General features: G+C 46.2%; 18 protein-coding genes. 13 read left to right on the top strand and 5 right to left on the bottom strand.

Going from position 1 to position 21574, the window contains the following annotated elements; translation table 11 throughout:
* The first annotated feature begins 46 nt into the window (after positions 1-46).
* Positions 47-922, top strand: a complete 876-nt coding sequence (locus EOPP23_RS13425; protein ID WP_153766501.1) for an SDR family oxidoreductase — start codon at positions 47-49, stop codon at positions 920-922.
* Between the two features lie 137 nt (positions 923-1059).
* Positions 1060-2151 carry a nucleoside hydrolase gene (locus tag EOPP23_RS13420; RefSeq protein WP_153766500.1) on the top strand — a complete coding sequence of 364 codons (1092 nt, stop codon included), beginning with the start codon at positions 1060-1062 and terminating at the stop codon, positions 2149-2151.
* Positions 2152-2226: 75 nt separating this feature from the next.
* Here EOPP23_RS13420 and EOPP23_RS13415 read toward each other — a convergent pair whose 3' ends face one another.
* Positions 2227-2790: a GNAT family N-acetyltransferase gene (locus EOPP23_RS13415; RefSeq protein WP_153766499.1), complete on the bottom strand. Its 564-nt coding sequence runs from the start codon at positions 2788-2790 to the stop codon at positions 2227-2229.
* A 388-nt stretch (positions 2791-3178) separates the two neighbouring features.
* Between EOPP23_RS13415 and EOPP23_RS13410 the strand changes: the two genes are divergently transcribed.
* Both EOPP23_RS13410 and yghU read left to right on the top strand, forming a co-directional pair.
* Positions 3179-4228: a hypothetical protein gene (locus EOPP23_RS13410; RefSeq protein WP_153766498.1), complete on the top strand. Its 1050-nt coding sequence runs from the start codon at positions 3179-3181 to the stop codon at positions 4226-4228.
* A gap of 90 nt (positions 4229-4318) precedes the next feature.
* A complete protein-coding gene (gene yghU, locus EOPP23_RS13405) occupies positions 4319-5188 on the top strand; it encodes a glutathione-dependent disulfide-bond oxidoreductase (RefSeq protein ID WP_370514766.1) in 870 nt (289 codons plus the stop codon).
* Here the strand turns inward: yghU and EOPP23_RS13400 are convergent.
* Positions 5185-7605 carry a hypothetical protein gene (locus EOPP23_RS13400; RefSeq protein ID WP_153766497.1) on the bottom strand — a complete coding sequence of 807 codons (2421 nt, stop codon included), beginning with the start codon at positions 7603-7605 and terminating at the stop codon, positions 5185-5187. The two genes, yghU and EOPP23_RS13400, sit on opposite strands and share 4 nt — an antisense overlap.
* A 391-nt stretch (positions 7606-7996) precedes the next feature.
* Here EOPP23_RS13400 and EOPP23_RS13395 point away from each other — a divergent pair, with 391 nt between their 5' ends.
* A complete protein-coding gene (locus EOPP23_RS13395; protein ID WP_153766496.1) occupies positions 7997-8254 on the top strand; it encodes a hypothetical protein in 258 nt (85 codons plus the stop codon).
* A 45-nt stretch (positions 8255-8299) separates the two neighbouring features.
* Here the strand turns inward: EOPP23_RS13395 and EOPP23_RS13390 are convergent, their stop codons facing one another.
* Positions 8300-9844, bottom strand: coding sequence for an aldehyde dehydrogenase family protein (locus EOPP23_RS13390; protein WP_153766495.1), 1545 nt, complete (start codon positions 9842-9844; stop codon positions 8300-8302).
* Between the two features lie 272 nt (positions 9845-10116).
* On the opposite strand from EOPP23_RS13390, the gene EOPP23_RS13385 reads away from it, so the two are divergent.
* Positions 10117-10866 (top strand): glutathione S-transferase family protein, encoded by a 750-nt coding sequence (locus EOPP23_RS13385; protein ID WP_153766494.1) that lies wholly within the window; start codon positions 10117-10119, stop codon positions 10864-10866.
* Positions 10867-10923: 57 nt separating this feature from the next.
* Here EOPP23_RS13385 and EOPP23_RS13380 read toward each other — a convergent pair whose 3' ends face one another.
* A complete protein-coding gene (locus EOPP23_RS13380) occupies positions 10924-12303 on the bottom strand; it encodes a cytochrome P450 (protein WP_194842600.1) in 1380 nt (459 codons plus the stop codon).
* A gap of 445 nt (positions 12304-12748) precedes the next feature.
* Between EOPP23_RS13380 and EOPP23_RS13375 the strand changes: the two genes are divergently transcribed.
* Genes EOPP23_RS13375 through EOPP23_RS13360 form a run of 4 tightly spaced genes read left to right on the top strand, consistent with a single transcriptional unit; the run spans position 12749 to position 17484 of the window.
* Positions 12749-14152, top strand: a complete 1404-nt coding sequence (locus EOPP23_RS13375) for a COG3014 family protein (RefSeq protein WP_153766492.1) — start codon at positions 12749-12751, stop codon at positions 14150-14152.
* Between the two features lie 29 nt (positions 14153-14181).
* The gene (lpoB, locus tag EOPP23_RS13370; protein WP_153766491.1) at positions 14182-14799 is read left to right on the top strand and encodes a penicillin-binding protein activator LpoB; all 618 of its coding nucleotides are present in this window, start codon (positions 14182-14184) and stop codon (positions 14797-14799) included.
* A 54-nt stretch (positions 14800-14853) separates the two neighbouring features.
* Positions 14854-16299, top strand: coding sequence for a DUF6844 domain-containing protein (locus EOPP23_RS13365; protein WP_153766490.1), 1446 nt, complete (start codon positions 14854-14856; stop codon positions 16297-16299).
* A gap of 9 nt (positions 16300-16308) precedes the next feature.
* Positions 16309-17484 (top strand): CsgG/HfaB family protein, encoded by a 1176-nt coding sequence (locus tag EOPP23_RS13360; protein ID WP_153766489.1) that lies wholly within the window; start codon positions 16309-16311, stop codon positions 17482-17484.
* Between the two features lie 75 nt (positions 17485-17559).
* Here EOPP23_RS13360 and EOPP23_RS13355 read toward each other — a convergent pair whose 3' ends face one another.
* Positions 17560-17835: a hypothetical protein gene (locus EOPP23_RS13355; protein WP_153766488.1), complete on the bottom strand. Its 276-nt coding sequence runs from the start codon at positions 17833-17835 to the stop codon at positions 17560-17562.
* Positions 17836-18365: 530 nt separating this feature from the next.
* Here EOPP23_RS13355 and EOPP23_RS13350 point away from each other — a divergent pair.
* The 3 genes from EOPP23_RS13350 (at position 18366) to EOPP23_RS13340 (ending at position 21573) form a co-directional block, all read left to right on the top strand.
* Complete coding sequence (locus tag EOPP23_RS13350) at positions 18366-19043, top strand: nitroreductase (protein ID WP_153766487.1); 678 nt, start codon at positions 18366-18368, stop codon at positions 19041-19043.
* Positions 19044-19176: 133 nt separating this feature from the next.
* Positions 19177-20304, top strand: a complete 1128-nt coding sequence (locus EOPP23_RS13345; protein ID WP_153766486.1) for a nitronate monooxygenase — start codon at positions 19177-19179, stop codon at positions 20302-20304.
* An 81-nt stretch (positions 20305-20385) separates the two neighbouring features.
* Positions 20386-21573 (top strand): acyl-CoA dehydrogenase family protein, encoded by a 1188-nt coding sequence (locus EOPP23_RS13340; protein ID WP_370514765.1) that lies wholly within the window; start codon positions 20386-20388, stop codon positions 21571-21573.
* Position 21574 lies beyond the last annotated feature (1 nt).

Here is a 21574-nt window from a genome sequence, read left to right as displayed (position 1 = left end):
GAATGTGCTGATAGAGAACCTATGTCTGCACACTAAGGAGAAGAACATGGCAGTTTGTCAGGATCGTGTTGTTATTGTCACCGGTGCTGGTGGTGGTCTGGGTAAAGCCTATGCTGAGCTGTTTGCTGCAGAAGGCGCAAAGGTTGTTGTTAACGACATCAACGAAAAGGCGGCGAATGTCGTTGTCAGTGTAATTAAAGAAGCTGGCGGTGAAGCGGTTGCCAACACCAATGATATTACTGATTACGAAGAAGCGGCGCTGATTGTTAAACAGGCGATTGACAGTTTTGGTGATCTCCACGTTGTTGTTAACAATGCCGGTGTCTGCCGTGACCGTATGTTTGCCAGTCTGTCCGAGTCAGACTGGGACATGGTCATGAACGTGCACCTGAAAGGTCACTTCTGTATTTCCAGTCATGCCGTTAAGTACTGGCGTGAACAGTCCAAGGGCGGCAAAGACGTCAATGCCCGTATTATCAATACCAGTTCTGGTGCGGGTCTTCAAGGTTCCATAGGCCAGTCCAACTACGCTGCAGCTAAAGGCGGTATTGCTTCCCTGACATTGGTTCAGGCGGCTGAACTGGCGCGTTATGGTATTACTTCCAACGGTCTGGCGCCTGCGGCTCGTACCGGCATGACCGAAGATGTGTTTGCTGACATGATGAAGAAGCCGGAAGATGGTTTCGATTACTATGCCGCTGAGAACGTAGCACCACTGGTTGTGTGGTTGGGTTCAGAAGCCGCTTCTGGTGTGACCGGTAAGTTGTTCGAGATTGAAGGTGGCAAGCTGTCTGTGGCTGATGGCTGGCGTCAGGGGCCTCAGAAAGACAAAGGCGCTCGCTGGGACGTTGCTGAAATCGGTGATGCGATTGGCAGCCTGATTGATGAATCTGTACCTGCTCAGAAGGTTTACGGTACCTGATTTCTTGCTGCGAGCTTTCGGATCTGAAAGCTCGCGTATTTGATTTTTATCCTGGGCTCGTTTCTTTAAATTATGAGAGGTTAATCATATAGGCATGAGCTACTTTTTATCTCTTTGAAATCAGAGTGATAGAAAGTATGAAAAAGCTGGCACTGATTATTTTGTCTGTTTATTTATTCCTGACTTCACTGCAATCACTATCTGCCCCATTAGGCGCTTCAACCGCTATTACTCAACTTCCTGTGATCGTCGACCTTGATGCTGACTTCGAAGATGTTACTGCGCTTGCCTATCTGGAAAGGCTGGTACAGTTGAGTTTAATGGGGCAGGAGCAGCAACAGTTCGTTCCCCCCGTAGTGACTATGGTGTGCACAGGGTTTGGCCTCTGTGATAATGCAAATAACATCAAAGGTATCTATTCACTCTTAAATATGATCGCTCCCGCTATAGGCTCTGGTCGCGAGCAGGCGCAGCTATTTCCAGACAGACACTTTTCGACTGAAATTCGACATGAGGCAGACAACCTCTATGGGTTGCTCAAAGAGCCAATGGGTAGTAGCAAGAATGACGCTGTTGAGGTTCTATGGGACAAACTGAAATCGCTTCAGTCTGGGAAGGCCGTCATTCTGGCGCTGGGGCCGCTCACTAACATTGCTGACCTGCTTGATCGTTACCCTCAGTCTGAAGAAAAAATAGACCGTATATTTATGATGGGGGGAGCGGTGACTGTTGGAGGTAATGTCGCTTATGATGACCCGATAGATTTTCCCGAATACACTCAGTCAGAATGGAATATATTTCTAGACCCGGTTTCTGCCAGCAAAGTATTGAGTCGTCGTCATAGTTTTCAGGTTTATATGGTGCCACTGGATTCAACGAATTTCGTACCGTATAGCCAGCAAGTGTTTCAGCAGTTTGGCGCACTCGCTAATAAGACAACTTCTGCAGCTGTTGTTTATCAGTTGCTGCAGAAAAACCCTCAGTTTTACAAAGACCCTGATAATACGGTTTATTTCTGGAACACTCTGACAGCGATGTTAATGGCTAATGAATCTCTTTTGTCAGACCCATCCACTGAGATCAGGAAATGCAGGATAGAGGTTGATCAGACCAGCAGTGCAACCAGCGGTCGGACGACGTGTACTGGTGCAGGTGACATCAATGTTGTGACAAAGGTATCCAGCCAACTGTTCTATCAACAGCTGTTTAACAGTTTCTCTTGGTATTGATATTTCTCAGGGGATGAAGCACTTCAGGGCATTTTAAGGAGAGTAATCCCCTGTTCTATTGAAGTGATGAAAACGTTAAGCCTGATTATCGTTTATCAGGTCGTATGGATTGATCTTTGAAGTTAGTACATGGTCGTACCATTTGCCATTCACTTTCAAATAGGATTCGGCAAAGCCTTCTTTTTTAAATCCCGTTTTCTTCAGAACACTGGCCGCTCTTGTATTGTCGGGAATATAGTTGGCCATGATTCGGTGGAGGTTCATTTCTCTGAACATATAATCCAGAGCGACGTCCAGAATTTCTGGCATATAGCCCAACCCCTGATACTTTTCGGCAACTGAAAAACCCAGGTAGCAGGCCTGAAAACCGTTTCGAACAATACCGGTAAAGTTGCAAACACCAATCACTTCATTACGGTCATGATCCATGACGGCAAAACGAACACCTGTTCCTCTGGCCAGCATTTCCTGACTGGCAGACAGGTACCATTTCCAGCGTCTGAGCGTGTAAAACTCTTTGCCCCGGTCCGACTCCCAACTGGACAGATGATTCTTGTTGTCTGAATAATACTTCAGCATCAGGTAAGCATCTTCCGGACCAAGAATCTCCAGACGGGTTCTTTCTGTTCTTATGATCATACAGCTCAAAAATTAAGGACAGTGAATTTACAACCTGTTAGTCAGACAACCAGCCTTCCCCAGCCAGTCGATTTCATCTGCAAAAAGGTTAAGGGAGAGATACGACTTTTTATACCTATTCTTAAACCTGAATCACAGTTTTTAACTTTTCTTAACGTTTCAGTCTTTAAGGAAAAATATTCAAAAGCATTTATATGAACAAGTAACGAGATGGTTACTTCTTCTAACTGATCTGTGAACCTTCATCTTAACGATCAATCCAATAATGATGTCATCTGATTTCAGGTAAGTACTCGGACATTTGAATTCGTATGTCATTTCCCCGCCTGGGGCGGGGAAATGACAATTTAATATTCGATTGCGTGTGTCTGCACACTTAAGGAAGGTTATGGAAGCAACAGATAACTCTAAAGCATTGCCTTTATACAGTGCTGAAACGGGTTCTCCACAGCCTGTGGATAGCTCTCGTGGTCAGCAGACTCTGGAATCAGGCCAAAGGGTTAAGCTTATAGCTCAGATAGGGCGATTTTCAGTTAAAGGAATAGCGACAGCGGGTCGGCAGGTATGCTCGGATTTGCTGGGTCATAGTACTGCCGGTAACTTGTTGAATAGACTTATTGCTTCAACTGAACATAAGGCCGAAGCCCCACTTAAAACGCTTGCTGCTATAAAAAATGACATTGAAGTTTCAGTGCCTGAGGTTGTTGATTATTTGAAGTTCCCAGAGCAGTTGCGCAACCATCTGGCTCTCCTTGGAAATAGACCTGAATGTATAACCTTCATTAGTGACAGCATTAAAGAGACGATTACTGGTATTGAGCTCGATGAAAAGGAAGTGTGTCAGCAGCAACTGGTGGTTGAACTTTTTTACCGGAGGCTACGAAGTAAACTGAAAGGTATGGACTTTCACTTTCTGATCTATCTGCAAGCGGCTCTAAGGTTATATCCGAAAGACAGGGTGGTTCTGGTGCCACTGAGAGGCTTTCTGGCACATCAGTTTGTTACCGTTATGGCTGGGGTTGATGGTCTTTCGATTGATGAACTAAACGAGATGGAAAGATCCAATGACAGGCGAGACTCCAGTTTGGCTCGACAGCTTCAAATTCGAATTGCATTTTTGTGTGATGATGAAATAAGTGTCGCCAGGCTTGAACATATCGCTAGAAAGCCCTTTAAAGTTAATAGGATCTGCGACTATCGAAGAGATATCAAACTTCGTATGAATGCGTTCCGTCGTAAGGTGGAGCAAGGGCAAATTCAATCCTGCCATGACGTTAATAAAGCCTATGAGATTATTACAAAACTGCTTGATACCGAAAATGAGGCTGCTTCAGATGACTATGAAGTCAATAAGACTGCTATGAAAGTTGATGAGTTCATTCTTAGGGGAGCGAAAAGAATCGGGCAGAATATCTCTCCCGTTCATACCGTGATATAAACAACATACCACTGATATTCAGGCAGGTGACAACAGCCTCGTGTCACTGTATACAGTATTCTACGATTATCAAAATCAGGAAGCTCTGCTGTGTCGCAGGATACTTATACCCCTCCTAAAGTCTGGATCTGGGATTCCGAGAGTGGTGGCGAGTTCGCCAGTATTAACCGTCCGATTGCCGGTGCCACTCACGATAAAGAACTGCCAGTTGGTAAACACCCCCTGCAGCTTTATTCACTGGCAACACCCAATGGCGTAAAAGTCACCGTAATGCTGGAAGAGCTGCTGGCTGCAGGCCACAATAGTGCAGAATACGATGCTCATCTTATTCGTATTCTTGAAGCGGATCAGTTTGGCAGTGGTTTTGTCGACATTAATCCAAACTCAAAGATTCCTGCTCTGGTCGATCATACGGCAGAAACGCCAACCCCAATTTTTGAATCCGGCGCCATTCTTTTGTATCTGGCAGAGAAGTTTAATGCCTTTATTCCTGCTGATTCTTCCGAAAAGGCCAAGTGTCTTTCCTGGTTGTTCTGGCAGATGGGCAGTGCGCCTTATTTAGGCGGTGGCTTCGGGCACTTCTATGCCTATGCACCTGAAAAATACGAATACCCGATCAACCGCTTTACTATGGAAATCAAACGACAGCTTGATGTGCTCGATAAGCAGTTGGCTGAAAACCGGTTTATCTGTGGTGATGATTACACGATTGCGGATATGGCTATCTGGCCATGGTATGGCATTCTGGCACTTGGCAGCCTATATGAAGCGGCAGAGTTTCTTGATGTAGCTTCATACAGCCACGTTGTTCGTTGGGCAAAAGAAGTAGAGGCCCGCCCTGCTGTTCAGCGAGGAAAAATGGTGAATCGCACCTGGGGTGAACTCAACGAACAGCTGCATGAACGGCATGATACGACTGATTTCGACACCAGAACTCAGGATAAACTCGAGTCCTGCTAATGCAGGGTACCAGCCTTTTCTGAATCACTCTCTGAGTCTGGGCTCTCTTGCTCGGGCTCGGTTGTAGTCTCTGTTCCCTGAAAAAACTGCACAAGTTCCTGCCAGTAGTATGATACGGCCGAACCAGTAGCAACCAGGCCGACAGTGCCAGTACCATACCAAAGGGGTCGCTTACCGGAAAAGAAAGTGTTTACTGGAGCATCGGTTTCTTCAGCAGCAGGGGGTGGTAAATGGACTAGAGGTTGAGTCTTAATGCCTGCAGCCTTTCTATGCCAGTGTGTTCCGATAAGAGCGATTCTGGACGTTTGAACAAAAGCTCTATTTGCCTGATCCAGTTCCTGACCGCGTTCAGATGCTTCTGAATAGAAATTCTCTTTCAGCATCATTACAGACCAGTGTCGATAACGTTGTTCGTAGCCATAATAATGGATGTATTGCTCATCAATTCCCCTTGCTTCCGTTTGCACGTTTGCCATGGCATTCTGTAATTCGGTTTTTCTGGTCAGGTTATCACCAAACCAGCTTTTATGAAGTTTGTTGAGTTCTTCCTGTCGCTGCTGAAGCTCGTGGAAAAGGCGCACTCTGCCCTGATCAAGTCGGTGCAGCTCGTCATCCCGAAGTGTGAGCTGTTCAGATAGCATTAGATTCACTCTTTCTCTGGCAGCGCTGAGTTCTCTTCGTGTCATTTTGGTAATAGACTTTTGCCAGAGAGACTTTTGTTGAGCAACGCTGTCTCTTAATGAAGCTACATGCTCATGCGCGAGTTCAGATGCCCTTCGTTCTCCAGTCATCATCATTTTGCCAAGGTCATGATGATAGGCAACATCATTAACCTCTACAGGGGCTTGATGTTCTGCTCTTACAGGAAGAATAATTGGAATAGAAACTCTTCTAGCGCCTGGTGCAATTATCTTGTCGCTTTTTTTGTCGTAGTAAAAAGTTTCAGGATGGTCACTCTTTTCAAGCTCGTCACTGTATATTTCGTGATCTTCCAGGTCTAATACCGGTCTGACTTCTGATAAGTCTTCGGCATCAGACCTGGACACAACCTCCCAGCTAGCTAATCGTTTACGGTTGTATTCGGCACCTGTGGGTAGTGTTTTTGCATTCTTATGTGGAGTCTTATCTCGCTTTATCATTGCGACAAAACGGTCCTTTTCTTTCTTCAGGTCGTTTTTAAGCTGGTTAAGGCCCTTGAGTATTTTATTGGCTTCGCGGTTCATCTTCTCGCGAATCTGTCTTCTTTCAGTTCTTTGTTCATGAGAATCCAGTGGGTCGTCATCATCGGGGTTTTTCCCTTGCCCTCCTGCTCCAGAGCTTGCTTCATCTTTCGCCTTTTTATGGCTTTTGAAAGGAGCTGGCCACTGAAACCTCTTTCCTGATGCCTGAGAACTTTGAGCTGGCTTAGAGGCTGTATTTCTTCCTTTATGCCCCCCGAACTGAATAAATACAGGCTCAGAGGTTGAGGTATGAGAACCAAGAGGAGGGGTGTCAGGCCCATCACCAGGTGGGTGACCGGCAACCTGCATCTGTTGGACATTGTCTTGATGAAATTCAGCGGCACCTGGCAGCTGGCTGAACAACCCCATCAGGCGCACGAAGTTTAATGGTTGTGCACTGTTTCTATAAAGAGCCTGGTTGAACCAGTTTTGACATTCAGGACAGGGAAGGTAATAGATAGAAGGAATATCCAGCTGCTCCAGCTGACGATTCAGTGAGATTAGTTCCAATTGTGATCCGTTGTTAGGGATGGTCATAGCAGGCATCTGGTTGCCTGTACCCAATGGAATAAAATGTGAGGCATTGACTGTAGGTAATGCTCTGCTGGAAATGTCGGACTGAGTAAACGCGTATTGAAGGTCATAAGTGCAGGGCTGTCCACAAGAAGCTAAGTAGTTCTTGCTCTGTAAAGCGGCTAGTGCATATGAAAGGTACTCAATAACCTGAGTATCAAGAGGGAGTATAACCTTCTGCTGAGTGAACAGTTCATCATGAACCCCTGTGCCGGGAAACCATAACTTTCCCGTTGATGAGAGCGCCGTTAGAAGCATCCAGTTACCTTGAAAGAGCAGGGCTGGCTGATAATTAAAAGCCGGAACACGAAGGAATAGCTCAGCCTGCTGCCCGGCGGGAATCGAGGCAAGGAATCGCCAAAGAAAGTCAAAATCATTTTGGCTTTGTTGAAACCGTGGCACATTAACCAACTGCATAATCAGTTCGGTAATCAGTGCTGATTCCGTAGCCTGAATTGGACTATCAAAGCTAGAGCTATCAAGGCCTGCGCTATCAAGATCAGAGCGGTGAGGGGCGGAATAAACAACCGACTGAAGAAGGTGTTCGGTGCCTCCTGGATCTCTGAGTTCTCGCTCCACGAAAGATAATCCACCACCATTATCCTTGAGTTGCTCCGTAGTCACTGGAATTATTTTTTCCCGACAATGGCTTGCTGCTGATATCGCGCTGTCTTCAACGTATGACGGACATGAACGTAAAGTACTTAGCTCAGAGCTGTCTTCAAGAGCCAAAGCTCTTTGTGCTGACAAAAAAACTGTGGCGACCAGGCTGAGTAATAAAAAGATCGGCATTCTGGCTAAGAGCAAAAAGCGCATTATTTGAGAGGTGTTTAAGGATGAAATAAAGGTATAGCAGCAATCATTAAGTAGTGCTTAATATAAAAAAAAAATTTATTAACCTCTTTAATATTGCAATTAGCTAAAAGTTGAATAGATGATTGTTACAGGCTGCATGAAATCGCTCATTTATTCAGATACTATCGTCGTATAATCATAAGAACAGAGATACGACCCAGTGAATTCAAATGTAGTTATCCCCGCGATCGTATTTGTTGCCAATATCTTCCTGTGTATTTTTCTAGGCCCTATTTCACTGGTGACCTTTATGGTGGGCGGTGGTTTGATAGGTACGACTATTGTTCAGCGCAGGCGAACTGCTGCTGATAACGTTGTAGCACTTACAAAGCTGGCGCTATTGCGAAACATTGGACTGGCACTTTCTTTCTCCTATACCTTTGTTTTCGTTTTAGTGCTCGGAATGCAGGTAAATTGAATGAGGCAGCCCTCTACTGAACGCAGAGGGCTATAGAAAGAAGGATCAGGAAAAGAGCCTGCCAATCGGGTTACGCCAGAGAAAGTTCATGACTTTCTTAAGTCCATCTACTTTCTCGGCGGTATACGGATAGCCAGACTGCATCTCCTTGCCACCAAAGCGGTCCGTAATAATGGGCATAGCGTGGCAGTAACCTTTTAAACCGACCTCGCCGTTTACCTGACCAATGCCACTGCTCTTCACTCCACCAAAGGGGGCTTCAGGGGCACCATAAGTCACAGCCATATCGTTTATACACATTGAGCCTGTTTCAATACGCTGAGCAATTTCAAAACCTTTCTTTTTGTCTTTAGTCCAGACATTGCCGTTCAATCCATAAGGTGAATCGTTGGCCAGGGTGATGGCTTCTTCCACGCTGTCTACTTTCTGCAGGCAGAGAATCGGGCCAAAGGTTTCCTCTTTCATGATCTTCATATCATGGCGAACATCAGTCAATACGGTGGGTTCGTAATAGAGACCTTCGAGTTCAGGGTTTCTTCGGGCACCACAGACGACATGAGCGCCATTGATAACAGCGTCGTTGACATGGTCTTCAATAATGGTCATTTGTCTATCCCAGAACACTGCACCGACATCTTCATCAGCTCCGTGCTCCGGTCCCTGTTTTAACTGCTTAACTCTGATTTTTACCTTGTCCAGAAATGTCTCATAGACATCTTTATGCACATAAATACGCTCTGTGCCACAGCAGAAGTGACCCGTATTCATGCAGGCGCCGATCACTGCACCTGATGCGGCTCTGTCCAGATCCGCGTCTTCACAGACAATCATGGCATCATTGCCGCCCAGCTCCAGAGTGCAGGGAATAAGCTGACGGGCACAAGATTCTGCAACCCTACGACCAGTAGCAATACTGCCGGTAAAAGAGATCTTGTCGACACCGGCTTCACAGAGGTATGCACCTGTTTGACCATCGCCTTGTACGACCTGACAGACGCCCTCCGGCACACCGGCTTCCCTGAAAATATCTTCTACAAGACCAGTGGAGAAAGGAGTGACTTCGGAGCTTTTGATGACGACGCTGTTACCTGCCATCATAGCCTGAATAGCAGGGTTGATAGCGAGGATAAAGGGGCCGTTCCAGGGCACGATAATGCCGCAGACGCCAAGAGGCTTGTAGACAATACGCAGTTGTTTGATCAACCCCAGCATACCGTGAATACGCTTTTTGACCGGCTTTAGAATCTTTGCAGTTTTGCGGGAGTAGTAGTGCAGAGAGTCCCCAGCCGCAAAAATCTCAAGATTGTAAGCATCAGTTCTGGCTTTACCGGTTTCTTTGACAACGGTATCAACAATCTCTTCCTGACGATCAAGCAGTATCTGCAGGGCTTTCTGGATATAGACTGCGCGCTGGCTGAAACTCAGTTTTGCCCAGTCTTTCTGTGCTTTTCTGGCTTTTTTTACCGCATGACTGACATCATGCTGGTTAGCGCAGGTGAGGGTGCCAATAGGCTCAAGATTGACCGGGCTTCTTAGTTTCAGAATACGGTGGGACTGTTCCTGCTCTTCCAGGATGTCGTACAGAGACATAATGAGTACCGACTGTTTAGTTTTTATTGTTTTTTGTACAGCGAGCATTTAATTTAAAGCGTATGGGTTACATGTCAACTGCCGTGCAGAAAGAGTTAATCCCTATTTTTAGTCATGCAGTAAAACAACAATAAAAAAATGTAGGCTATTTCATGTCCTCTAAAATCATCCTGAGTACAGGCTGTTCTTCCGGGATCGGTGCAGACACAATTGCCAGTAAGGCAGTCTGGTAAAAAAGCTATGTGGTAATAAAAAGAAGAAAGGGGTTTACGATGATTACTATTCACCTGTATGCACTGTCGCCTTTTAATGAAAAAATTGTCAGAACGTTGCATTACAAGGGCATCAACAACTATCGAATGATCGAATACCCGCTGGGTGACAGGCGAGTTAAAAAAATCAGTCCTACCGGAAAACTGCCCTGCATAGAATTTAATGGTCAGTTCATTCAGGACTCGACAGATATCGTTTATTTTCTCGAACGGGAATTTCCTGAACACTCTGTTCTTCCAGCTAAGCCAGAGCAGCAGGCATTAGTCCATATTCTTGAAGATTGGGCTGATGAAAGCCTCTACTTCTATGAAATGCATATGCGTTTTGGTTTGCCTCACAACGGCAAGAAAAACATTCCCCGTATGTTGGTGAACAGTACTGGCTTTATGCACTGGTTTCTCTCGAAAGTGTTGCCATCAGGCATTCTCAAAATCACTGAGTCTCAGGGTATTGGTCGAAAGCATATTGAGCAGTTGATCATTGATGTTCGCAGACATTTGGACGCTGTGGATAAACTGTTACAAAACAATCAATGGCTGGTAGCTAATCAGTTTTCTCTGGCGGATATGGCCGTGTGTGCGATGTTTGATTGTCTGAAAGATGCTGAAGAAGTAGCGGAAATGCTTTCAGCTTACCCGAAGATAACTGACTGGATGAAAAGAGTACAGGCTCTGACTGATCAGCCCGTAATTCGTATAGAAGACAGAAAGGTAAGTCAGTTGGTTGATGCTGAGGCAAGACCAGCCTGATACTAACAGAGCTGAAAGAAAGCTGCATGGCATTGATTCCATGCAGCCTTTTTAATATTAAGCGATAGCTTTCAGGGACAGAGGAAGATCATCTTCCTGTTTAGGCATTGGGAAAGTCTGTTGCTTAGGATCATAGCCAGCAGGCACATTCCAGTCATACTTCAATAGAATCTGGTGCATGATGGATTTCACCAGCATTTGCGCAAAGTTCATTCCCAGGCATTTATGAGCACCGCCGCCAAAAGGCACAAAGCTGTGTGAATGACGTTTATGCTCGGCACGCTCTGGTGAGAAACGATCCGGATCGAACTTCTCAGGGTTATCCCAGAACTCAGGCATAAAGTGTACGTACTGAGGCGGCAGGTTGATGATGGTGTTGGCAGGAACCTTAACACCGCAGATTTCTACGTCAGTCACTGTACGACGAGAGTACATCATTACCGGCGGATACATTCGCAGCGTTTCATTCTGAATGTTATCCAGCTCGGTCATGCCTTTCAGGTCTTCAAAGTCCAGCTGAGGTTTGCCCAGTTCCTGAGACTGCTTTCTGGCACGTTCCAGGAACTCACGGTTTTCAGCCAGCATTTGCATGGTGTAGCAGAGGTTGGAGGTTGTTGTATCGTGAGCACCAAACAGCAGGAAGTTGATGTGCTTGGCAATCATCTCATCGCTGAAGTAGTTGCCGTCTTCATCCTTTTCACGACAGATGATGCTGAACATATCAGTACCATCGCCTTCGCGACGCTCTTCAATTTTACCAATCAGGTAAGACTGCATGTTACGCATGGCGACTTTACCCTTACGCCATTTGGTAAACGGCAGAGCAGGGGAATCAACACGAACCAGACCGACCATACCTTCGGTGATTTCGATAAAGATATTGGAAATCTTTTTCGCTTCATCACCTTTAAAGTCAGCAATACCAAGAAACAGCTGGGCACCAATGTCCAGCAGCATCTCTTTTACATTAGGGAAGAAACGGAAATCTTCAATCTTGTCCCACTTAGCCAGGTTTTCGCGAACAATGTTGTTTAACAGTTCGGTGTAACTCTGCATGGTGTCGAACTTGAAAGCGGTCTGGAACATACGGCGCTGAGCTTTATGGTCAGCAAAATCCTGCAGCAGCAGGCCACCTTCGTAGAACTCACCCAGACTTGGCTCGTAACCTTTCAGGTTGGAGAATACTTTTTTACTGTCCAGCAGTATCTGTTTATTGGCTTCGGCACCGACACAGGTCACGGTATCCATGCCAATCTGACCCATCTTGAAGACAGGGCCGTATTTCTTGTACATTTCATCAACCAGACCATAGTAGTCGTCCAGTAGAGGAAAGGTTTTGCCAACAACGGGCAGACCCAGATCACCAGGAACATGGGAAAGGTCGCTGTTAATGGGTTCTTCCAGATAGGAGGAATCGAGAGTCGATGTAGTAGCCATACCGCCTGCCTTATTCTTTTTTTCCGACGTTTGTGCTCGCATCCATAGGTTTAGCTGTTGTCTGACGACTGTACTTCGTTTTTATAATCAGTCGCTGGCAGCCTAACTCAGATGACTTAATCTATCCGATCAACCCTAATCTAAACAACTTTTTTTACTTAGTTCCTACCCCTTATTAACTAGTTGATAATTCGTTATAAAATTAGTTCGGATATGAATTACTTATATTTTAAGCAGATGTCAGTAGTAGAAAATTGAATTCCCTCTACGGTTATTCATACTAAAAGTATGGACAGGTGTCTGTTAATATTCGCGACTGAATTCATGCTCCAAGAATTCAGGGAGCAGGTCATGAAATGGATTTTCTTATGCATGTCTATTGAAGCCTGTCGTGGAAAAAATGAAGCGTTATCAGCGCATTCAACAGGCATTCAGACAGTAGAGAATGACTATCCGACACCTTATCAAACCAGCAGTAGCAATGGTTGCTGCATCCTTGCTCACCGGTTGTGCATCCGTTTACCAGGCAAGCCAGTTTGGTGGCTTTGAAACCCAGCTTAAAGAAGGCAAGTTTCAGGAAGCAACTCAGTCAGCGGTCAATCGCTCTGATGTTGATGAAAAAACGGGTCGGCCAACCGACCTGCTCTGGACCCTTCAGGCAGGCAGTCTGATGAGAATGCAGAAAGACTACCAGCGCAGTACCGAATTTTTTGATGCTTCTGAAAATATGATGCAAAACGAAGATACCCGCAGTGCTGCCAGCAATGTTGCAATGGAAGGTACAAGCCTTTTGATTAACGATGCGATTCTTCCCTATCAACAATCTCATTATGAAGGAGTTATGGCGAATACCTACAAAGCCATGAACTTCTCTGCCCAGAGTGATGTTGATAATGCTCGTATTGAATGGAATCGGGTCTATGACCGTCAACGCCGTGCCGTTGAGGCATTTGCGGATGAAATTGCTGAACGTCAGGAAGAAATTCAAGCTCAGCAGGAGAAACAGAAGGAGCAAGCCAACCTTAATAGGAGTTTGAAAGCGTCCAGCAAACTACTGGCTCAAAGTGGAGTCGATATGGGGCAATGGCAACCTTATAAAGGGTTTGTTAATCCGTTCTCGACCTATATGTATGGCTTGCACTTCATGCTTAATGCTCAGTCCAGAACCGATTTCCAGCGTGCTTACGACAGCCTGAAACGTGTTTACAGCATGACAGGTAATGCGACGGTCAAAAAGGATATGTCCATTGCTCGTCAATTGATGAATGGCTTCAGTTTCAACAAAGTGAGGCCCAGGGTATGGGTGATCTACGAGAATGGTCTGGCGCCTAAGAAGAAAGAATTTCGTATCGACCTGCCCATTGTATTGAGCAGCCAAAAAATTGTTTATACCGGTATTGCACTGCCTCGATTGGTTGAGCGTAAAAAAGCCTATGACTATATCAAGGCGAATGGAAACAAGACGACGCAACTCAGCGATATGGATCGAATTGTTAAAGCAGAATTCAAGGAACAGTTTAATTACATCCTGTTCAAGGAAATTGTTCGCGCCACAGCAAAGACCATTACCCAGAGAAATATTGCCAAAAAAGACAGTACCGCAGGGTTGTTGTTCGCTGTAGCCCAGATGGCAACGACTTCAGCTGATACCCGAAGCTGGACATCCCTTCCGAAAGAGTTTCAGCTGACTCGCTTCAAGCGTCCTGCGTCTGGTGTTGTCTCTCTGGCAATGCCTGGAATGGAGCAGTCTCTGGATGTGAATATCGATAAGAACAGTCAGTTCAACATCGTTTATGTGAAAGCGGTATCTGCTGGTCAGCTGCCGTCTGTAGAAGTCATCAGCCTTTGATGTAAGTAAAACTGTACGAGAAGTAAAATATGAAAAAACTGGTTCGTTTCGCTGCTGTTACTCTGGCTGCTGTTCTGGCAACCGGCTGTGCTACCAAGACAACGTATGTAGACCCGAATGCTGATGACGTGGTTGTCATGGGGCTGGACTACAAGGATTTTTCCAAGGCTGCTGACCAAGCGGTTGTAGATATCCAGACTTCCCCGCTGATGGTTCATCCGCAAGTGGGCAGTGGTGCTCGTTATATCATTGCCGTTTCCAAAATTGTGAATGACACCACCCAGCGTATTGATACTGCGCAACTGTCCAAAAAAATCCGTGTTGATCTGCTTAGAAGTGGTCGTTTTATCACGACTACCGCTATTGGTCTGAACGGTGCTGAAGATGAAATGACAGCACAGGTTCGCAAGCTGAAGAAATCGAAACTGGCTAACCAGAAAACGGTTAAAAAGAATGGCACTGTTGTCGCTCCTGATTTCAGCCTCAGTGGCAAAATCATTCAGCGTAACCATAAGGTCGATAGCAGTACTCAACAGATGGATTACTACTTCCAGCTGACTCTCACCAATCTTGATAATGGTCTGGCTTACTACGAAGGCGAGTATCCGATCATTAAACGTGGCTCTAACAAATCTGTTTCCTGGTAATCACTTTTTGTTCAGATGCCCTTTTCAGGGCATCTTTTCTAATGGATGTAGAAAATGAAAAAATTCACTGCGCTGGCTCTGGCCACAGCAATGATGTCTCCGACTCTTTTCGCTAATCAAGCTTCCAGTGCCAGTTCTGAATCTGTCGAAACCGTTGCGCCGACTGTTGTAATGAGTGCCATTGATACGGTGCAGGAGCAGATCAATAACTGGAAGGACTCTGATGAAGGCGATCGCTGGATTGAATTGGGAGAGTTATGTGGACCTGATGAACCCTGTGTGCAGCTGTTCGAAGGCGTTGATTCTGTTAAGGGAAGACCCGGGACTGCCGAATTTGCATCAACTCGTGCTTTAGCCTTTCAGAGCGCACTCTTGAATGCCCAGACGGATCAGGCAGTTTCCCAATTCATGGACAATGCCGTGAATGTTGTGGCGAATCTTGATGTTAACCCTGTGAAATTTGATCAGCAGATCTGTGAGGCATCAGACCCTCAGGATAAAGTACAGATGCTGGCTGAAAAAGCATTGATCCTTGCTGATCAGTGGCTTTCCAATCAAATGAAAGAGCAGGGTGTCCCGGATGAGGAGATTCCGAAAAAACTGGCAAAGATGGAAACAGAGCAGAGGTTGAATACGCTCTATGACGCCATTGAACAAAGTAGCTCAATGTCTGCGCAGGGAAATTCTTCCGGATATATTGTCCTGAAAAACTTTGAGGCCATTGATCATAACGGTCAGGCAGCTATTGGTGTTGTTCTTGCCTCTGCGCCTAAAATCATCCAGCTTCTCAATACCATGAAGTCTGCAAAAGGTAATTTTGATCCGGCTGCTTATGACTCTATTGGTGCATTGCTGAAGGTCTCCGGTTCGATTAACCGCTATGTCCGAAACGACCTTGCAGAAAGCTTTGGTGCCCGTCTGATTTATAACCAGAATGGTTTCCCTACGGTTATTGGTATAGGTCAGGCAGGCAAGCTTGCTGTTTCCAATGATCCTGCTGAAAACGCTGTGCAGACAAAAGTGGCAAAGGAATCCGCTGATCAGGCTGCGCGAAATGCAATTACCCAGATGTTCAATACACAGGTTAAAGCAAAAGTAGAACAGAGCGAAAAAGCAGCTTTTGCCAAGGCCGCTATTGCTCAATATGTGGGCTGTGAACTGACTGAAGTCGATGAGTCCCAGTCAGGAGAATTGAGTTACTCGAAGTTCCTGAAGACTGAAAAAGTCAGTGACAGTCGTGTAAAAATCAAGGGTATGAAGCTGGTCAGAAGAAGCAGCTATGTTCATCCTGCCCTGAAGAAAAAGGTTTATTACACCGCTTACCAGTGGTCTCCGGTAACAGAGAACGCGGCGAGAACCCATGAGCAAGCCTTCAGCAAAAAGCTGGAGAAGAAGGTCGTTACTCCTGTCCAGTCTCACCAGAGTGAAGGAACCAGAGCTGTAAAGCCTGCAGGGACTTATACGTCTGAATCCAAACCGTCTATGGTTCCGGACTTTTAAGGAATAATCATGAAGCAGTTTTTTATTCTGGTACTGTTCTTCTTTAGTGGTCTGGCTATTGCTGCTGAAGAAGAACGTCAGGTAGCAGGCTATGGTCAGTCTGTGAAAGAGGCGATCACTGATGGTTTAGTCAGGGCTGTTGAGCAGCAATATGGTATGACCATTGAAGCTTCAACAGTGCAGAAACTGGTTGCCGAGCAGACGGAGAATGGAGTTACCTTCTCTGATCAGGCAGGAACCGAGTCCAGCCGTAAAGCCAGAGGCAATATCCGCAGTTATGACCTGCTGTCCAAAAGCTGTGATGCTGAAGGTTGCGAAGTTGCGCTGAATGTTCAGTTTACGGTATTTAAGGCCGCAGGACGGGGGACTGACCACCTTCGTAAAATTGCTGTTATGCCATTCAGTGGTAGCAACAGGAGTTTTTCCGGAAAGGTGGCAGATAATCTTCAGGAGTACCTGACACAAAGCCGCCGTTTCGCTGTTCTTGATCGTGAACATAGTCAGGCATACCAGAAAGAGAAAGCTCTCTGGGCAGGCGACGATACTCCTCTGGATGAAAAGGCTCGTATAGGTCAGGTGCTCGGCCTTGATTATATGATCGTTGGTAAGATAGTACATGCGGGAACCAGACGCTGGCAGGAAACAGTGGCCATGACCGGTGAATCGGAAAACAAGGCTCAGACTTCCAGTAAGGTACGTTATCAGTTGATTGAAGTAGCAACACGACAAATTAAATGGAGCGGGACAGTCAGCCAGAGTTTATCCGGCAATTATATCTCTCTTGCTGCGAAGAAAACCGCTGAGCAGATCAGTGGTGAACTTCTGGAAAATATTTACCCGCTTCGTGTCGTTGGTCAGCAGGATAAAACAGTCGTTTTGAACCAAGGTGGTAAAACCCTTGTTAAAGGGCGCTGTTTCGGTATTTATGCGCTGGGAGAAAAAATATTTGACCCTTATACTGGTAATTTTCTTGGTCAGGATGAACAACAAGTCGCTACGGTGAAAGTCAGCAGTGTAACAGCAAAGATGAGTTATGCCCGGCTGATTCGTGGCCAGCAATCAGCCATTGAAAACATGCAGATTGCCAGAAAAACGTCCTGTCCTGCGATGAAGAAAGTCAAAAGTATCTCAACTGAAACTGAGAGTAGACAGGAAATACCTCAGGCTGGGGGGATTATTCTCTAGTTTGCCTGAGCTGCTATGTATTACCCTCCTGCAGGCTCGTCCTGAGACGCAGGAAGGTAGTTAAAGCCTGATTAATTAATCAACCTTCAGCACCAAACCCGCATCAGTATCAATCAGTGTGTAACTGTCATCACCGTCGCAGGTCACTGTGTAAGTCTTGTTGATCGGGTTAGGCATAAAGTTAGTAATCTTGTCACACTGAATACCACCATCCTGAATGATTTTCAGAGCAGCAACTACATTGTTAGCTGCAACGTCTTCACTGGTAGCATTCTTAACACTGTCCAGACCGAAAGCAGAGACGTTCATGGAAACAGCCAAGGACAGGGCGGCAGCAGCGTACTTGATCATTGAAACACCTGAATTCAATAAATAGTAATCTGATAAGCAGGAAAGCTTATCTATTGGATGCGGTGAATTTTATATATTAATAAAGGTGTCGGGTATTGAAGCAGTTGCGTGAATTAATGAGGGTGATTTACGGATTCTTCTGATCAAGATGTGTATTGGTGATGTTTTATTGAGGTTGAATAAGTAATGGGCTCGGAGAGAAGGTCTTCCTCCCTTGTGATTTGATTTACTGCTTGGTCGGCGAACGCACTCTCCCTCAACTGGTGCTATAAATAACCCTACCTTCTGAGTTCTTTGGCCGTTCTCAACGTCCTTGTAACAGACACTCTTATTGTTTTCCAAAGGCTACTGATGATCAGGAAAAATGTTCTATCGTCTATTTGAACGATGCCTGTGTAGCCATTTGATTACATTGTTTGACCTGTAAAAAACGCAAGATTAAGCCGTATAAAACAATCATGAGCGAGAATCTCATGGTGAAAAATAAGAAGAGGCTCAGGAGGCTGTTACTGAAGGTCTCCAGATATTATATGTTCAACTCCAGAGCGGAAGCCTTTGCTCAAATCACCCATGATCGACGTTCTGTTCGGGCTTTTACCAAACAGCAGGCATCTCCTGAACTGCTGAAAACTGTTTTTTCTCTCGCTCAGCGCGCACCTTCCAACTGTAACACCCAGCCATGGCAGACAGCTGTCGTCACTGGTGACAGGTGTCGAAAACTGTCAGGTCTGTTCCGCGAGCAGTTGGATAACAATCTTTACCAGATGGACTTTCCCTATACCGGTCAATATCAAGGTGCCTACAGGGACAGGCAGGTTAGTGCAGCATCAGAACTCTACAGCGCCATGGGTATTGATCGGGCAGACAAAGCGGCTCGGCATGAAGCCTTTCTTCGCAACTTTGATTTCTTCGGTGCACCTCACGCAGCTTTTCTTTTTCTCCCTGAAAATTTCGGGCTCAGAGAAGCAACGGATTTGGGCATGTATGCCCAGAACCTGATGTTGTCTCTGACTGCTCATGGTCTGGTCAGCTGTCCACAGACAGCTCTGGGCTTTGCCTGCGATACCGTCAGGCAGGAGTTACAAATAGACAGTTCCATGCGACTGCTGTTTGGCATTTCCTTTGGTTATGAAGATAAACAGCATCCGGCGAATAACTGTCGTACACCGCGTGCTGAAATAGACGAGTGCGTTCAGTTTTTTAACTGATAAGTGTGCAGGCACACATATCGAATATCTATGACCATTTACCTGCCACAGGCAGGTAAATGGTGCTTGAATTCATGTGTCTCGGTGCTTAGTCACCATAAGCGAAAAATAATAAAAACAGAGAAGGACTCTTATGCGTACGGAAATTTGTAAGAAGCTGGGCATTGAAACCCCGATTTTTGCTTTTACCCACTGCCGTGATGTCGTTGTTGCAGTCAGTAAAGCAGGTGGTCTTGGTGTGCTGGGTGCAGTAGGTCATAGCCCGGAAGAACTGCAGCAGGATCTGGAATGGATTGATGCTCATATCGGTGATCTACCGTACGGTGTTGATGTGGTGATTCCCCAGAAATACGAAGGTATGGGCGAGAATGATCCAGAGAAACTGGAAGCCATGCTGAAGAAGATGGTTCCACAGGAGCATCACGATTTTGCTGCCGGACTTCTTGCTGATCATGGTGTGCCGGAATGGCCGGATAAAGACGACGAAATGGGTCTGCTGGGTTGGAACGAAGCTATTGCACAGCAGCTGATTGATGTCGCTCTTGAACACTCAAAATGTAAACTGATTGCTAATGCTCTGGGTACCCCGCCAGCACATATCATCAAGCAGGTACAAAGTACGGGTCGTTTGATTGGTGCGCTCTGTGGTCGTGTAAAACAGGCTGTTGCCCATAAAGAAGCTGGTCTGGACTTTATCGTAGCTCAGGGCGGTGAAGGTGGTGGTCACACTGGCGATGTCGGTTCGATTGTTCTCTGGCCACAAATCGTTGATGCCGTAGGTGATACACCTGTACTGGCTGCTGGTGGTATTGGTAATGGTCGTCAGATGGCTGCTGCTATGTGCCTCGGTGCTCAGGGCGTATGGAGTGGCTCTCTCTGGTTGACGGTTGAAGAAGGTCATCTGGAGCCTGCCCAGAAAGAAACGCTGCTCAAAGCAACTTCTGAAGACACAGTTCGTTCACGAAGCTGGACAGGCAAACCTTGCCGCATGCTGAAGAATGATTGGACAGAAGGTTGGGATGACCCAAAGAATCCGGATCCACTGGGTATGCCTCTGCAGGGGCTGGTTACTGCAGACGGTATCCGTCGTACAGCTCACTACGCCTCCAAGGGTGATTGTCAGCAGGTAGCGTTCAACCCGGTTGGCCAGGTGGTTGGTCAGCTTAACCATCTGGACTCAAGCCGCCGCGTGATGGAAAGAATGCTGGTTGAGTATGCAGACACCATGACCAATGTTGTGGATATGCTGGAAGAAGCTTAAGTCTTCAGCCATTAAATTTTGATGAAGTTGATTGTGAGGCGTACAGCAATTGTTGTACGCCTTTTTTTGTCTGAGGTGTTTGTGAAAATTGAATTTACCCCTGAGCAGCAGGCATTAAGAAAAGAGCTGCAAACCTATTTTGAAAAGCTGATGACACCGGAGCTGACTGCAGAAGTGGCAGAGGCTGTGGGTGAGGGTGGCGGCCCTTTATTCTGGCAAGCCATGGAGCAGCTGGGTAAGGATGGCTGGATTGGTATTGGCTGGCCAGAAGAACTGGGTGGTCGTGGTATGTCGGAGATGGAGCAGTTTATCTTTGTTGAGGCGGTGATGAGAGCTGGCTTTCCCTTTCCGTTTCTTACCACCGAGTCCGTCGGTCCTATTCTGGCTAAGTACGCTTCCGGTCGCATGAAAGAAAAACTGGTGCCAAAGATTATGGGCGGCAAGATCATAATTGGCATTGGTTACTCCGAGCCGGGTGCCGGTACTGATTTAATGTCGTTGAAAACCACTGCCCGCAAAGACGGCGATGAGTGGGTGATCAATGGTCAGAAGATGTGGACCTCGCTGGCACATCATGCCGATTATGTATGGCTGGCAGCCAAAACAAACTTTGATCCCGAAGTTAAGGCTCACTCCGCTATATCCCTTTTTCTGGTGCCAACCAGCGCTGAGGGTTACAGCTGCACACCGGTTAATACACTGGGCGATGTCAGAACCAATGCTACTTACTATGACAATATCCGTGTACCTGCAGATCATCTTGTCGGCGAGGAAGGTATGGGAATGCGTATGATCTTCGAACAGTTAAATAGAGAGAGACTGTCTTTGGTCAATGTTGGTGCTTTTATGCAGCTGTTTGAAGAGGTCGTCAGCTGGACAAAAGAGAATAAGCTGCCATCCGGTGAACGAGTGATTGATCAGCCCTGGGTGCAGATCAACCTGGCGAAGTGCAAGAGTGGTTTGGAAGCGCTGAAGCTGATTTGCTATCGACAGGCTTCAGAAATGTCCAAAGGCAATCTCAAGGTTGAAGACGCTTCTATCGCTAAAGTGTACGGCACTGAATTCTTCGTGGAACTGTATCGTCATCTGGCAGAAGTGATTGGTATTGGCAGTACTTTGCATCGGCACTCAAAAGGTGCAGTGCTGGGAGGCAAACTGGAAGAAATTTATCGCCGGGCATCTGTCATCACCTTTGGCGGTGGTGCCAATGAAATTCAGAGAGATCTGATTGCCAGTGCCGGTTTGGGCATGCCAAGAGCAAAGCGCTGAG

This window comes from Endozoicomonas sp. OPT23 (assembly GCF_009653635.1).
GTDB lineage: Bacteria > Pseudomonadota > Gammaproteobacteria > Pseudomonadales > Endozoicomonadaceae > Endozoicomonas_A.
This window is presented reverse-complemented; position numbering and strand designations above follow the sequence as displayed.